The organism is Neobacillus drentensis, from assembly GCF_036965425.1.
GTDB lineage: Bacteria > Bacillota > Bacilli > Bacillales > Cytobacillaceae > Neobacillus > Neobacillus drentensis_F.
Window position 1 is genome coordinate 93096 of the sequence record NZ_JBALPP010000023.1, and the last position, 15707, is coordinate 108802.

The 15707-nt window shown below is 41.7% G+C and carries 13 protein-coding genes; all 13 read left to right on the forward strand.

The features are described 5' to 3' along the window. Nucleotides 1–7: 7 nt before the first annotated feature. Nucleotides 8–151, forward strand: a complete 144-nt coding sequence (gene sda, locus V7161_RS07085; protein WP_335443496.1) for a sporulation histidine kinase inhibitor Sda — start codon at nt 8–10, stop codon at nt 149–151. Between the two features lie 177 nt (nt 152–328). Beyond that, nucleotides 329–1165 (forward strand): DMT family transporter, encoded by an 837-nt coding sequence (locus V7161_RS07090; RefSeq protein ID WP_335443498.1) that lies wholly within the window; start codon nt 329–331, stop codon nt 1163–1165. A gap of 158 nt (nt 1166–1323) precedes the next feature. After that, nucleotides 1324–2505, forward strand: a complete 1182-nt coding sequence (locus V7161_RS07095; RefSeq protein ID WP_335443500.1) for a galactokinase — start codon at nt 1324–1326, stop codon at nt 2503–2505. After that, entirely contained in the window at nt 2506–3495 is a 990-nt protein-coding gene (gene galE / locus V7161_RS07100) for a UDP-glucose 4-epimerase GalE (RefSeq protein WP_335443501.1), read from the forward strand. 4 nt (nt 3496–3499) lie between these two features. Then, on the forward strand, nt 3500–4981 hold the full coding sequence (gene galT / locus V7161_RS07105; protein ID WP_335443540.1) for a UDP-glucose--hexose-1-phosphate uridylyltransferase: 1482 nt from the start codon (nt 3500–3502) through the stop codon (nt 4979–4981). Nucleotides 4982–5011: 30 nt separating this feature from the next. Further along, nucleotides 5012–6070 carry an aldose epimerase family protein gene (locus V7161_RS07110; protein ID WP_335443502.1) on the forward strand — a complete coding sequence of 353 codons (1059 nt, stop codon included), beginning with the start codon at nt 5012–5014 and terminating at the stop codon, nt 6068–6070. 3 nt (nt 6071–6073) lie between these two features. Continuing rightward, nucleotides 6074–7066 carry a LacI family DNA-binding transcriptional regulator gene (locus V7161_RS07115; RefSeq protein WP_335443504.1) on the forward strand — a complete coding sequence of 331 codons (993 nt, stop codon included), beginning with the start codon at nt 6074–6076 and terminating at the stop codon, nt 7064–7066. Between the two features lie 147 nt (nt 7067–7213). Beyond that, entirely contained in the window at nt 7214–8215 is a 1002-nt protein-coding gene (locus V7161_RS07120) for a sugar-binding protein (protein WP_335443506.1), read from the forward strand. Further along, nucleotides 8215–9696, forward strand: a complete 1482-nt coding sequence (locus V7161_RS07125) for a sensor histidine kinase (RefSeq protein ID WP_335443508.1) — start codon at nt 8215–8217, stop codon at nt 9694–9696. Before V7161_RS07120 ends, V7161_RS07125 begins: the two co-directional genes overlap by 1 nt. Further along, complete coding sequence (locus V7161_RS07130) at nt 9671–11251, forward strand: response regulator (protein ID WP_335443510.1); 1581 nt, start codon at nt 9671–9673, stop codon at nt 11249–11251. The genes V7161_RS07125 and V7161_RS07130 overlap by 26 nt, the downstream gene beginning before the upstream one ends. A 223-nt stretch (nt 11252–11474) precedes the next feature. Then, nucleotides 11475–12539, forward strand: a complete 1065-nt coding sequence (gene mglB / locus V7161_RS07135; protein WP_335443512.1) for a galactose/glucose ABC transporter substrate-binding protein MglB — start codon at nt 11475–11477, stop codon at nt 12537–12539. A 351-nt stretch (nt 12540–12890) separates the two neighbouring features. Beyond that, the gene (mglA, locus tag V7161_RS07140) at nt 12891–14393 is read left to right on the forward strand and encodes a galactose/methyl galactoside ABC transporter ATP-binding protein MglA (RefSeq protein ID WP_335443514.1); all 1503 of its coding nucleotides are present in this window, start codon (nt 12891–12893) and stop codon (nt 14391–14393) included. A 12-nt stretch (nt 14394–14405) separates the two neighbouring features. Then, a complete protein-coding gene (mglC, locus tag V7161_RS07145) occupies nt 14406–15428 on the forward strand; it encodes a galactose/methyl galactoside ABC transporter permease MglC (protein ID WP_223594386.1) in 1023 nt (340 codons plus the stop codon). Nucleotides 15429–15707 lie beyond the last annotated feature (279 nt).

The following is a 15707-nucleotide window of genomic DNA, read 5'->3' on the forward strand; positions in this document are numbered from 1 at the left end:
GGAAAAAATGCATATACTCAGTAAAGCGGAATTGCAAGAAATAATTGAAAATGCCTTTGAGTTAAATTTAGACCATGACTTCATTTTATTATTATCTAATGAGCTGCACAAACGATTTCATGATGAATCAAGCATTGTAAGTACGAACTAATAAAACAAGAGCATCCTTCTGGTCCCCATGACAAATAGCCGTATTTCGAGTTTTTTCGTCGGAAATACGGCTATTTACTTTATTGAGCAGTTTTTCGTAACTCGAAAAAAATGGTTGCGAATACTTTGTTACTGGATTTAAAATGAGTATGTATCTAATAGGGAAGAAGGTTTCAGCATGTGGATTGCTGCAGCATTGATAACTACCTTAAGCTTCGGAACGAATAACACTCTATTTAAATGGAGTACAAGCCGTGGTTTGTCAAAGGTGCATATTCAGTTTTTCTTTTATTTTACGGCTTTTTTACTTACGCTCGGGTATGGGATTTCTACAGGGAAATTCCACTTTAATCTCTATGCCATTATCCTTGGCGGGTTGATCGGAATCTTGAATGCCAATGGCAATATTCAAATGTCAAAGGCCTTCGAAAAGGGGCCTGCCAGCCTCACTTCACCGCTAATCGGCGCAAATGCCATCCTGCCGATCTTCGGAGCAGCGATTATTTTTCATGAAAATATCAGCCTTCTCCATTGGATAGGGATTGCGGTTATCTTAGGCTCAGCAATGGCCATTCAATATTCGCCGGGACAGAGCCGGGGCACAGAGTACGGTCCTTGGATATTCCGGGTACTTTTGGCCATCCTGTCATTCGGTGTCCTAGGCATATTAATGAAAACAACTTCTTATTTGCACATCAGCTCGTTCAATACAATCATTTGTATGTACGGTGTAGGAAGCTTGTATCTAGGAATAACAAGCATTCGGGAAAAGGAAACTTGGCAGCGATCCGAAGTCAATATCGGTTCACTTGTTGGATTGGTCAGTGTAATAGGCTACAGCTGTTATTTTTACGCGCTGCAGATTGGGACTGCAAGTATCATCTTCCCAATTGTCAGCCTGAATTGTCTCGTTGTGATCCTTGCAGGCTGCTGGTTTTTTAAAGAAAAATTAAAACGATATCAGCTCGTAGGCATATTTTCTGCTATTCTCGGAATTATTTTTACAAAAATATAAGATTGGAAACAGCTCCAGTGGGGGCTGTTTTTTATATTCAATGATTAGCAAAAAAATAGTTAATTATTTAGTAAAAATTTTAGTAAAAATAATTGCGTAATTTTACTAACGGAATTAAAATGGAATTAAAGATAATTTGCCTGGAGGGGACTATACCCATGAACTTGATGACGCTAAATACAACATTTGAAAACGTATTCTATACTTTACCTGAAAGATCCTTTTTTGCCCCTGGCCGGATTAACTTAATTGGCGAACATACCGATTACAATGGCGGCCATGTATTCCCATGTGCGATTACTTACGGAACTTATGCGGTTGTAAGGAAGCGCGAGGATCAGCTTGTACGATTGTATTCCATGAACTTCGCCGAAAAAGGAATCATCGAATTTAACCTAAGCGAACTTAAATACGATAATAATCATAATTGGGCCAACTATCCAAAAGGCATGATCCGCTACGTGAAAGAAGCGGGATACGAGATTCCAACCGGATTTGAGTGTGTAATCCAAGGGAATATTCCAAATGGATCGGGACTATCTTCTTCAGCATCGATTGAGCTGTTAACAGGAGTGCTTGTAAACGGCCTTTTTAACTTAGAGATGCCCCGGCTTGATCTCATCAAGCTTGGTAAAAAAGTAGAAAACGAATTTATTGGTGTTAACAGCGGGATCATGGACCAGTTTGCTATTGGGATGGGCGTGAAAGATGCAGGAATTCTATTAGACTGCCAAACTTTGAAATATGAATACGCACCGATTCATCTTGAAAATCACAAAATCTTAATCATGAATACAAACAAACGCCGGGAACTAGCAGATTCTAAATACAATGAGCGTCGAGCCGAGTGTGAAGAGGCATTAGCTCAGCTTCAGCAAAAGCTCCCGATTGAAGCGCTGGGTCAGCTATCGGAAGAGGAGTTTGATACAAATCAAACCTTGATTACCAATGAAACCGTTCGTAAGCGGGCGAAACATGCAGTCTATGAAAATGTTAGAACCCTTAAGGCTTTGGAGGAACTAAAAGCCGGGAATGTGGAGACCTTTGGCCAATTGATGAACCAATCGCATATTTCCTTGCGAGACGACTATGAAGTAACGGGCGTAGAACTCGACACGTTAGTGGAAGCGGCTTGGAATCATCCAGGAGTTCTTGGAGCGCGGATGACAGGAGCAGGCTTTGGCGGCTGTGCCATTGCCATTGTTGCCAATGAAGAGGTTGAGCGTTTTATTGCAAACGTTGGCGCAGCCTATCTTGACAAGATTGGTTACGAAGCCGATTTTTATGTTGCCAGCATCGGTGACGGAGCGAAGGAAATCAAAATGGAGGAGGCGCTATAAATGAGTATTCTTGTTTTAGGCGGGGCCGGATATGTCGGTTCGCATGCTGTTTACCAGTTAATTGATCAGGGTTTTCCGGTAGTGGTGATTGACAACCTGCAAACAGGCCACTTGGGTGCCGTCCATCCTGAGGCCCGTTTTTATCAAGGGGATATCCGCAGCCGTGAGTTTATGAGATCTGTTTTTGAAAAAGAAAAGATTGAAGCTATTTTGCATTTTGCCGCCAACTCCCTTGTTGGCGAATCGATGGTTGAGCCGTTAAAATACTTTGATAACAATGTGTACGGCACACAAATTGTCCTCGAAATGATGAAGGATTTTAGCGTTAAGCACATTGTCTTTTCGTCCACAGCTGCGGTGTACGGGGAGCCGAAGGAAGTGCCAATTACAGAAGAAGCCCAGACCATGCCAACCAACACCTACGGGGAAACCAAATTGGCGATGGAAAAAATGATCTCCTGGTGCGAGCAGGCATTTGGAATCAAATACGTATCCTTAAGATATTTTAATGTTGCCGGGTCCAGAGAAGACGGGCAAATTGGAGAAGATCACAACCCTGAAACACATCTCATTCCCGTTGTCCTAGAAGCTGCATTGGGAAAAAGGCCGGCAGTTACCATCTTTGGTGATGATTACGAAACAGAAGACGGTACGTGTGTCCGTGATTATATCCATGTCGAGGATTTAATTGCTGCCCATATTTTAGCACTGAAACTTTTACAGCAAGGTGGAGAAAGCAGTATTTTTAATCTCGGTTCTAGTCAAGGGTTCTCTGTTAAAGAAATTGTTGGGACTGCTAAAGCGGTAACAGGAATTGATATTCCAGTAAAAATGGGTGAACGGCGCTCTGGTGATCCAAGTACATTAATTGCTTCTTCGGAAAAAGCAAGGCAGGTACTTGGCTGGAATCCAACAAGAACAGCTATCCATCAAATTATCAGTGATGCCTGGAACTGGCATAAGCAGAATCCGAACGGATATCAGAGGTGAGGAAATGATTTATCAATTGGTCCAACAACTAGTGGGAAAAGCGCTCGAAGCAAAACTGATTGAACGGGAAGACGAAATTTTTGCACGCAATCAAGTTCTTTCGCTGCTGAAATTAGCAGACTTTAAGGAAACCAATTCCGGAAAGAATCATTCCATTCCCGACGTGCTTGATGAAATCGTTGATTATGCCTGCGAACAGGGTATTATTGAAGATCTTTTTGACGAAAAAGAAATGCTTTCAAGTAAAATCATGAACTGCTTTATGGCAAGGCCATCCACTGTGAATCAGCTTTTTTACGAAAAATATCAACAGGCTCCACAGGAAGCAACGCAGTATTTTTATGATTTGAGCAAAAACAGCAACTACATCCAAATGAACCGGATTCGAAAAAATATTGAATACAAGGCTGACACGGAATACGGTGAATTGGACATTACGATTAATTTATCGAAACCTGAGAAAGACCCTAGAAGTATTGCGGCCGAACGGGCAGCCGTGAAAAATGAATATCCGAAATGCTTGCTATGTATTGAAAATGAGGGTTATGCAGGGCGGATTGGCCATCCAGCCCGCTCCAATCACCGCATGATCCGGATGGATTTGCTGGATGAAAATTGGTATCTCCAATATTCTCCTTATGTTTACTACAATGAGCATTGTATTGTTTTATCGGAAAAGCATACCGATATGAAAATTAGCCGGACGACGTTTCAACGATTATTATCCTTTGTCGAGCAGTTCCCGCATTATTTTCTTGGTTCAAACGCGGACATTCCGATCGTGGGAGGTTCAATTTTATCGCATGAACATTACCAAGGGGGTAATTATGAATTTGCGATGGCGAAGGCGGAATCTGATTGGACATTTGAAATGGCAGGATGCCCGAAAGTAGAAGGTGCAGTTGTGAAATGGCCAATGTCTGTGATTCGTCTGCGGTCAGAAGATAAGGCTGACCTCGTTGAGGCTGCGGACCATATTTTAGCTAACTGGAAAAATTACAGCGATGAGGCGGTTGGAGTTTTTGCATGGACGGGAGAGACTCCGCATAATACCATTACGCCGATTGCCCGCAAAAAGGGTGATGTATTTGAACTCGATTTAGTTTTACGAAACAACCGGACGAGTGAGCAGCATCCGCTTGGCATATTCCATCCGCACAGCGATGTTCACCATATAAAGAAGGAAAACATCGGTTTGATTGAAGTAATGGGATTGGCCGTGCTTCCAGCCCGCTTAAAGGATGAGCTCAAAGAAGTGGAGAATTTCGTTCTTGGGAAAGAAGCAATGGTTGCAGACTATCATTTGAACTGGGCAGTAGAATTAAGAGACCGCTATCAAGCAGTTGCGAATGAATCAAATGTGGAATCACTGGTAAGAAAAGAAGTAGGAAATAAATTTTTAAGATGCTTAGAAGATGCCGGTGTGTTTAAATGGAATGAAGAAGGTGCTGCTGGATTCCGCAGGTTTATTGAAACCTTATCATGAGAAGCTCTCGAAAAAATGGAGTGAGATTTGATGAAGATAATTGATAAATTAATTGGCAATTATGATGGACATTCTGTAATTGAATATACGCTTACCAACGATTCGGGGATGACAGTCTCATGTCTAAATTACGGGTGTGTGATCACCAAAATAATCGTTCCAGACCGCCAAGGAAACTTTGAAAATGTGGTGCTTGGTTTTGAGGAGTTTGAAGACTATCTTGAATTGTCCCCTTACTTTGGATGCGTTGTCGGCCGGGTAGCTGGAAGAATTAAAGGTGCTAGATTCGAATTGGACGGAAAAGAATACTTGCTAGCAGACAATGAACATCCTAACCACTTACACGGCGGGAAAAAGGGCTTTAATTCAGTGGTTTGGAGAGTGGGAAAAATTGAGGAAGATGAAGCAGTCGGTCTAAAGTTTTATTATCATAGTCCAAATGGGGAGGAAGGCTATCCAGGAAATCTGGACATCTTTGTAACCTATCTATTAAACAATAAGAACGAATTGGTTATTACCTATGAAGGGAAAACCGATCAAAAGACATTGGTTAATTTAACGAATCATTCCTATTTTAATCTGAGCGGCAATTTAAAAAGAGATTGTACCGAGCATATCCTTCAATTAGAAAGCGACCGTTTTTTAGAACTGGGTGAAGATTTGATTCCGTCTGGAAAAATGATTGCGGCAAAGAATACTCCTTTTGATTTTCAGCATGGACGCAGAATCCTTTCGGGGGTGAATTCGGAACATCCTCAAAATGTGCTCGCCGGAAACGGCTACGATCATCCGCTTATTTTTACGGAAAAAGGTGAAAATACCATCGTATTGAGCGATGAAGAAAGTGGACGGACGCTGATGGTTACGACGGACCAGCCGTGTGTCGTTGTTTATACCTCGAATCAGTTAGAAGGGCCGTTTTCGATTTCAGGTGTCCGGGCCAGAAATTATCTGGGTGTCTGCCTGGAGACACAAGGCCTGCCTGATGCCATTCATCATGCGGAGTTTCCATCTGTCATTTTAAATCCAGAGGATGTATACTATTCCACAACAAAGTATCGCTTTTTTGCCAACACATTAGGAGACTAAAATATGGCTACCATTAAGGATATTGCACAAATAGCGGGGGTATCGATTGCCACTGTTTCACGGGTGCTCAATTATGATACGACGCTTTCAGTCAGCGATGAAACGAAAAAAAGGATTTTCGAGGTTGCAGAAGAGCTTTCTTATAAGAAGAAATCATCGATCCGAAAACAGGAGTCAGGCAGGATTGCTCTCTTGCAATGGCATTCAGAAAAAGAAGAGCTGGAAGATTTATACTATATGTCCATCCGGCTGGGGGTGGAGAACCGCTGCCGGCACCATGGAATCCAAGTGGTAAAGTATTTTCAAGATAATTACGGGGATTTGAGAGAAGATGAGATTCAAGGGCTCATCGCCATCGGCAAGTACAGCAGCAAGCAAGTGAAAGACTTGCTTGCCATTACGAAAAATATTGTCTTTGTCGATTCTTCTCCTGATGAAGAGAAATTTGATTCCATTGTGATTGACTTTGAGAAGGCAACCGAAAAGGTCCTTAACTATTTTCTAGAAAAAGGTCATGAACGAGTTGGGTATATTGGCGGCAGGGAAGTTTTCAAAGATAAAACTTCCAAAATAGAAGACCCTAGGGAAAGGGCGTTCAAGCGCTATTTAGCAGAAAAAGACTCATTAAATGAAGCGTTTATGTACATTGGTAATTTCTCCGTGGATGCCGGTCATACTTTGATGAAACAAGCCATCCAGGAACATGGAGAAAACCTGCCTACCGCTTTTTTTGCCGGGAATGACTCGATTGCCGTCGGTGCTCTCAGGGCTTTACTGGAGAAAGGAGTCTCTGTTCCAGATCGTGTGAACATCATTGGTGTAAACGACATCAGCATATCCAAATATGTATTTCCTTCACTCAGCACCATAAAAGTTTATACTGAACTCATGGGAGAAACCGCCGTTGATACATTGTTGGAAAGAATAGAAGGCAGAAAAACAGCCAAAAAAACATTCATCGCAACAAAACTCATAATAAGGAATAGTAGTTTCTAACCTAGAGAAAGGCCAAACTGTCCGCCTGAGGCGGACAGTTTGGCCTTTTTGTCTTTTTGTGGTGCCTGACACCATATTCCATTGTCGAATTTTGGTGTGTTACGTATAATATGCTTATCTAATCAGGTATTGGAATGGTGGTGTTTTATGAGCAGGTTGTCCATCATGGCGTATTCGTTTGGGATTCTGTTTTTTCTTGTGAGTTGCTCATTTGCTAGTTTTTATGGATATAAGGTTGTAACCCATGATTTGCCTAAAGAGGAGAAAACAGTAGAAAAGTATAATTATCATTTTGTACTTGTATCCCAGGAATTGGATAACGAGTATTGGAGACTTGTCGAGAAAGGAGCACGGGCGGCAGCAAAACAATATGGTGTTCTGCTTGAATATGCCGGCCCAAAGCAGGCTAACATTGAAGACCATGTAAAAACGATTGAAATGTCGGCAGCTTCTAAAGTCGATGGAATTATGACGCAGGGGCTGAGTGACGAACAATTTACCCCGCTGATTAATCGGGTTGTAGCCAAAGGAATCCCTGTCATTACGGTCGATACGGATGCAGCTAATAGCAAGCGATTAGCTTATATTGGAACGGATAATTATTATTCCGGGTATTTAGCTGGAAAAGCTTTGATAGCGGATACAAAGGGAAAAGCCAATGTCGCTATCATCACGGGAAGTTTTTACGCTAATCATATGCAACAACGGGTAAAGGGGTTTCAGGATGCTGTAAAAGGAGAAATAGGAATCCATATTGTTACGATTGAAGAATCAGAGATTAGCAGAGTAAAAGCGGCGGAAAAAGCGAATCAAATTTTGCAGGATCATCCTGAGGTAAACGCATTTTTTGGGACAAGTGCTTTAGACGGCATTGAAATCGCCCATGTGGTAGAGAAATATAATAAACAGGATCAAATTTATATTATCGCCTTTGATACACTCCCGGAAACCCTTGATTACATTCGAAAAGGTACAATTAAGGCAACAGTTGTTCAAGAACCCTATGAAATGGGATACAAAGCTGTAAAAATGATGATTGACCTAAGAGAGGGGAAAACCGTTCCACCGATTGTTCATACAGATACCCGGATTTTAAGAAAAGGGGATTTACCGGTTAGTTACCACGTGAGATTGGAGGAGAGCCGGTAATGTTATTCCGCATCAGATCGAAATTACTTCTTTACTTTATCGTTCTAGTGGTATTGCTGACATCTGTAGGATTCTTTTTTTATAGCAGCAGTGAAAAATTAGTGAATGAATATGATAACAGCTTCGAACGATTTCTCCTGCTTAACAATATCTCACAAAGAACAAATTTAATTACCGAAAATCTCCACGCTTATATTTTAGAAAAAGATGAATCCTATCTTAAAGACTATCGAAAAGAAAAGGTAAAGCTGATAAAGGACCAAAAGCGGCTTTTTAAAGTCATTAACACAAATGATGTTACACTTTCAAATTATAACAATATGATTGACAGTTTTTTGGATGAAGGCGATGCGACTGTGGGCGCATCTCAAAAAGATGAGATTAACCAATATTCAAGTCATTTTAATGAAGTATTAAAAATTAACTCCTTCCTTCAAGAAAGCACACTAGCATTGTTAAATAATAAGCTGACCGACTATCAAAAGTTTTATAATCAAATGGAACAGCAAAACCATTATTATAAGCTCATGTCGATTTCCTTGTTTGCGGCTGCGTTTTTCCTTAGCACTTTGCTGGCCTTATGGATATCTGGCGGGATTACCAAGCCGATAAGATTGTTATCACAGGCAGCGAAGCAAATTTCGAAAGGAAACCTATCCGGCGAGGATATTAAAATCACCACAAAAGACGAGCTAAAGCCATTAACGGAAACGTTTAACCAAATGCGTGCAAACCTTAGGCAACTCGTGACAGAAATCAAACAACAGGGAGAACTGGACAAGCTTTTAAAAGAATTAGAGTTAAAGAGTCTGCAAAACCAAATCAATCCTCATTTTTTATTCAATACATTGAATACGGTTTCAAAAATGGCGTACTTGGAGGAAGCGGAACACACCTCGAGATTGATTGAAGCCGTTGCGGCCCTGCTTCGGTATAATCTGAGTGATTTAGATAAAGCGGCAACGCTTAGAGATGAGGTCCGGATTGTAAAAGAGTACTTTTTTATCCAAACAACGAGATTCGGAGAGCGCATTCAATTTATCACAGATATTGAGGATGATTGTTTAGATATCGAGATTCCTAGTTTAACACTGCAGCCGCTCATCGAGAACGCTTTTATTCACGGTGTTGAGGAATATGAAGAAAATGCCGAAATTCGCTTAAATATTTACAGGCAGCGGGACCAGATTTATGTGGAAGTCATTGATAACGGCGAAGGAATGGACACTGCCACAAAAAACAAATTGCTTCAATATGCGGAAGGCGCCATCACTGAAGAGGGATATGAACGTGAAAAATCAAAAGGGCATTCCAACGGGATTGGCGTGAAAAATGTAATTAGAAGACTACAGCTTTTTTACCAGCGAAAAGACATAGTTGAAATTGAGTCAGAATTGAAAAAAGGAACAAACTTTAGACTGACAATTCCTGTCGCGGCCAAAGGGGGAAGCGAGCTTGTTGAAAGTTCTTATAGTGGATGATGAAGTTCTTGAAAGAAAAGCGGTTGCCAAAATTTTAAAAAACTCTTCAGAAGACGTAACGGTGATTGGCGAGGCCCCCAATGGGAGAAAGGCGATAGAAATGGCAGCGGAGCTGCGGCCGGATATCATTTTTATGGATATCAAAATGCCCGGAATCGATGGCGTACAAGCCGTGAAGGAAATTAGAAAATTCGATGCGGGCATCCGCTTTATCATGGTTTCTGCCTTTAATACCTTTGAATATGCCAAAGAAGTGATGCAGCAGGGAGTGAAGGAGTACATCTTAAAGCCGAGCAGCAAGCAGGATATTCTTGAAGGCCTTAAGCGTGTAGCTGATGACATCCATGCAGAGAGAAAGCAAACAGAAGAGCAGCACACCTTGCGGGAAAGCTTGAACCGGGCCGTTTTGATTGCCCAAAAAGAATGGGTAACATCGCTGTTAATGAACCAAGTCCAGGATATTACCTTTGATGAATGGGGGCAGCTGCTGGGGGCGGAAATTATTTCGGGCCACGTGATGCTCTTTTCCCTGCAGCCAGCAGGTAAATCTGAATTCACAAACAATGAAAAACAAAACTGGTATTCATGGCTCAAGGATACCCTTAAATCCGCTGTGAAAAAGCATGAGATCATTATTGGACCCATTACAGACCTGCAAGTGCCAGTTTTATTCCTAACATCAGAAAAGCTCCATTTCAAAACGAATGCCCAACTTATCTGTGATAACCTGATTAATTTTTTCAAAAAAGAAAACTTTTCAGGGGATATACGGATCGGAATCGGACATCCATACAGCCAGGCAAAAGAGCTCAATAAATCCTATCATGAAGCGGTTTTGGCGCTGGAGCAGCTTGCTAAAACACCTAATCGTAAGTATGTATTTTGCGACAAGCAGGGAAATGCCTTTGAATTGCCTACTGAATCTGGTTTTCTTGAGATAGAAAAGAAGCTGTTAGATGCCGTTCGGCAAGGGGATGTCAATCAGGTGTTGTTCATTTTTGATTCGTTTGTGACCAAGGTCGAAACGAATAAGGATTTAAAAGCTTCATTAGTAAAAAAATCCTTTGATGAATTGTTTATTCTCATATCTCGAATGCTCCATGATTTAGGGATTATCTACGAAGGAACTCCTGTGATCGAAGGGTCGGAGGATATCGGGGTGATTTTTGAAAAAGGGAAAAAACATTTACTTGCGGTCGTGCAGCAGGTTCAGATTTGGCGCAACAATCATGCCAAGGGAATGCTGCATAAAGCGAAGGAATATATTGAAGAGCATTATGCTGAAGCGATTACCTTGGAATCTGCAGCAGAATATGTAGAACTCAGCCCGTTTTATTTTAGCAAGTTATTTAAAGATCGATTTGGGATGACGTTTATTGATTACTTGACGGAAATCCGAATCAAGCATGCCAAGGCTGAAATGGTCGACCCGGCCAAAAGCTTAAAAGAAATCTGCTATTCAGTCGGCTACAAGGACCCCAACTATTTCAGCCGTGTATTTAAGAAGGCAACAGGCCTATCCCCAACAGAATTTCGAAAAGTAACAGTAAGTTAATTTTCAAAATCCCAAACATCACTGATTGGGATTTTTTTATTACAGTATTGTTGCAAACGATTACAAAATAATCTAGATAATCACAAATATGTGCTATAGTTTTGAACTATTGCGAACATTCTCCTGATGCTAACATATGTGTAAGGGCTTACAGGGAGGCTGAGTTAAGCAGATTCTTAGTGCTTACCAGAGTCTTTATAAAAAGTAAAAGGAGAATGATGACATGTTGAAAAAGAAAAAAGGCGTAGTTCTATCATTAACAATTGCATCTAGTATTCTATTAGCTGCAGGCTGCAGCAGTTCAACCAGCGGGTCTGGCGATTCCGCTAGCAGCAAAGACGGTAAACTTCCTGCAGTAGGTGCAACCATCTATAAGTTTGACGATAACTTCATGAGCTATGTACGCCGTGCGATGGAGAATTCCGCAAAGGGCAAAGTAAACCTAATGCTGAACGACTCGCAAAACGACCAAGCAAAACAAATTGAGCAAGTGGACACACTGATCGCAAAAGGTGCAAAATCTCTTGCTATTAACCTAGTAGATCCTAAAGCAGCACAAACTATTATTGACAAAGCGAAACCAAAAAATATTCCAGTAATCTTCTTTAACAAAGAGCCGGATGCCAATGTTTTAGCAGGCTACGACAAAGCTTACTATGTAGGAACAACTTCTTCTGAATCAGGTGTCATCCAGGGTGAATTGATTGCAAAAGCTTGGGAAGCAAACAAATCTAAATGGGATAAAAACGGCGATGGCAAGCTTCAATACGTATTACTAAAAGGTGAGCCAGGACATCCAGATGCGGAAGCACGTACGAAATTCGCAGTTGATACTGTAAAAGAAAAAGGTATTCAAGTTGAAGAATTAGCAATGGATACAGCTATGTGGGATGCAACAAAAGCAACTGAGAAAATGGATGCTTGGTTAGCAAAATACAGCGACAAAATTGAATTCGTTATCGCAAATAACGATGGTATGGCACTTGGAGCAATTGCTTCTCTTGAGAAAGCTGGATTCTTCTCTGGCGACAAATTCATGCCAGTTGTAGGTGTTGACGCAATTCCGGAAGCGCTTGAAATGATTGAAAAAGGCAAAATGGTTGGTACAGTCTTGAATGACGCGAAAAACCAAGGAAAAGCAACAATCGAGCTTGCTACGAACGCAGCAAAAGGCAAGGATGTTCTAGACGGAACTTCTTGGAAGCTTGACGATAAGAAAGCAGTCCGCGTTCCTTACGTTGAAGTAACAAAAGACAACATCCAAGTTGGTAAAGACGCATATAAGTAAGAAAAGCGGAAGCGCCTTGAACAGGGGTGACAGGCATAAGACGAGCCGGCGAGAAGGCTGCCTTTTGCCTTCTTGACGGATTGGCTTATGACCCCGAACCCCTAGGCGCTGGAGCTAGACAGTAAGATTTTGAATGTGGAAGCGCCAGTCCAGGGCTCAGCCCTCAGGCGCTCCTCGAACGAAGGAAAAGAAGCTGCTTTTCCTTCGTTCGGGGCATTGCTTCAAAGAGTACCCCCTTTGAAGCAGGACTTCGCCCTATATATTTTGAAAAATGAATCCTTTTAATGAATAGATATGAGACGAACTTTCAGGGTCTCATATTTTTTAAATGTTTAAGTGAGGAGGTTCGTCATGTCAGAAGCTAGTTCAACAAATTTACTCGAAATGCTGAATATAACGAAACGATTCCCTGGCGTTATCGCCCTTAATAATGTTTCTCTCAAAGTGAAGCCGGGATCAGTGCATGCTTTGATGGGTGAAAACGGGGCAGGAAAATCAACCTTAATGAAATGCTTATTCGGAATTTATTCGATGGATGAAGGCAAAATTCTTTTTGACGGAAAAGAGGTTTCCTTTGTCAATTCAAAGCAGGCGCTTGAAAACGGCGTTTCCATGGTGCACCAGGAATTGAACCAGGTACGCCAGCAAAATGTTATGGATAATTTATGGCTCGGCCGTTATCCGAAAAAAGGAATTTTTATAGATGAAAAGAAAATGTACGAGGACACAAAAGCAGTTTTCAAAAGCCTTGATATTAACATCGACCCACGCAGCAAGGTCAGCACACTTTCCGTTTCCGAAATGCAAATGGTGGAAATTGCCAAAGCCGTCTCTTACGGTTCTAAAATCATCGTAATGGATGAGCCTACCTCATCTCTAACAGAGAATGAAGTCAACCATCTTTTTAAAATCATCAAAAAGCTGCAAAGTGATAATGTTGCGATCATCTATATCTCGCACAAAATGGAAGAGATCTTAAAGATTTCCGATGAAGTCACCATCATGCGTGATGGGCAGTACATTGCGACAAAAAGCGCGAAAGAACTAACAACTGACGAAATCATCAAACTGATGGTCGGCCGTGATTTATCACAGCGCTTCCCTGCAAAAATCAACAAGCCGGGCGATATGATTTTAAAGGTTTCTAACTTAACCGCAGAAACGCAGCCTTCCTTTGTGGATGTAAACTTTGAACTCCGAAAAGGAGAAATTTTAGGAATTGCAGGCCTTGTAGGCTCGAAGCGGACGGAAGTCGTCGAATCGATTTTTGGAATGAGAGCCTTAAAATCCGGAACGATTGAATTACACGGTAAGGCGGTCAACAATCATTCACCGCAGCATGCCATTAAAAACGGCTTTGCCCTTGTGACGGAAGAGAGAAGATCCACTGGAATCTTTCCAGAGCTAAGCATCAGCTTTAACTCGATTATTTCTAATATGGGTCAATACCGTAAAGGACCGTTCTTATCTGATAGTAAGGTGAAGGAAGATACACAATGGGTGATTGATTCGATGAAGGTAAAAACACCTACACAAAAGACATCCATCGGAAGTCTTTCTGGAGGTAACCAGCAGAAGGTTATTATCGGCCGCTGGCTGTTGACTAAGCCGGACATTTTATTGCTCGATGAACCAACACGGGGAATTGACGTAGGAGCAAAGTTCGAAATCTATCAACTTATTAACCAATTAGCAGCAGACGGAAAAGGCATCATCATGATATCTTCCGAGATGCCAGAGCTTTTAGGGGTTACAGATAGAATTTTAGTAATGAGTAATGGAAAAGCAGCTGGAATCGTGGAGACGTCTACAACTTCGCAAGAAGAAATCATGCGATTAGCAGCTTTGTACTAGGAGGCGATGGAAATGAATACGCAAGCTTCAAAAAAATCGAATGTATCAAAATGGCTTGTTGATAATGTTATTTATGTAGTTTTAATCCTATTGGTAGTCGGTATCGTCGTTGCTTCTCCTGATTTCTTATCGATGACCAACTTAATTAATATTTTGGCCCAATCTTCATCAAGGATCATCATTGCACTTGGGGTTGCAGGGATCTTGATTACAGCCGGTACGGACCTATCTGCTGGACGGATGGTCGGTCTTGCCGCCGTTATTTCAGCATCCATGCTGCAGGCAGGCGATTATGCGTATAAGATGTATCCTAACCTGCCTGATCTTCCGCTATTTGTACCGATTTTAATCGCAATGGCTGCAACTGGCCTAATCGCTGCCTTAAATGGTGTGATTGTATCTAAATTTCATGTTCCTCCTTTTATCGCTACATTAGGTATGATGATTGGTGTATATGGTTTAACTTCGATTTACTTTGACCGCCCTCCATATGGAGCACAGCCTATCGGAGGATTAAGCGAAAAATTTACAACTTTTGCCCAGCGCGGAATTAAAGTTGGTTCATATGAATTCCCGTATCTCATTCTTTATGCCATTATCGTTTCTATCATTATTTGGGTGATTTGGAATAAAACACAGCTTGGTAAAAACATGTATGCGATTGGCGGTAACCCAGAGGCAGCTAAGGTTTCTGGTGTAAACGTCGCAAGAAATCTTATCATTATTTATACGATTGCCGGTCTTCTTTACGGCTTAACTGGTACACTTGAAGCAGGCCGTGTCGGCAGTGCAACGAACAACACTGGTAACATGTACGAACTAGATGCGATCGCAGCCTGCGTAGTCGGTGGCGTATCCCTATCAGGCGGTATCGGATCCGTTCCTGGCGTAATCACAGGGGTTCTCATATTCCAAGTTATCAACTACGGACTAGCCTTCCTAGGAGTAAGCCCGTACATCCAATTCATCGTCAAAGGCCTAATCATCATCGTCGCAGTCGCCTTCGACATGCGCAAACACGCAAAGAAAAAATAATAGAAATCAGGGTGTCAGGCACCGCTCGTGGACATTTGTCCGCAAGTGGAGGACACTCTTTTTTGTGTGTTCAGTCAAATAAACCCGATACGTGGCTGAAATCTCAACCTGAACTTGTTTTGGGTTACGTAGAACCTTCCTGCGTGACTGAAAATGCATCCCGACCCTGTTTTGGGTCACGTAGAGATATCCTACGTGACCGAAAATGCACCTCGACCTTGTTTTAGGTAACATAGAACCTCCCTGCATGACCGAATCTCCCCCGAAGACCTGCTTTAA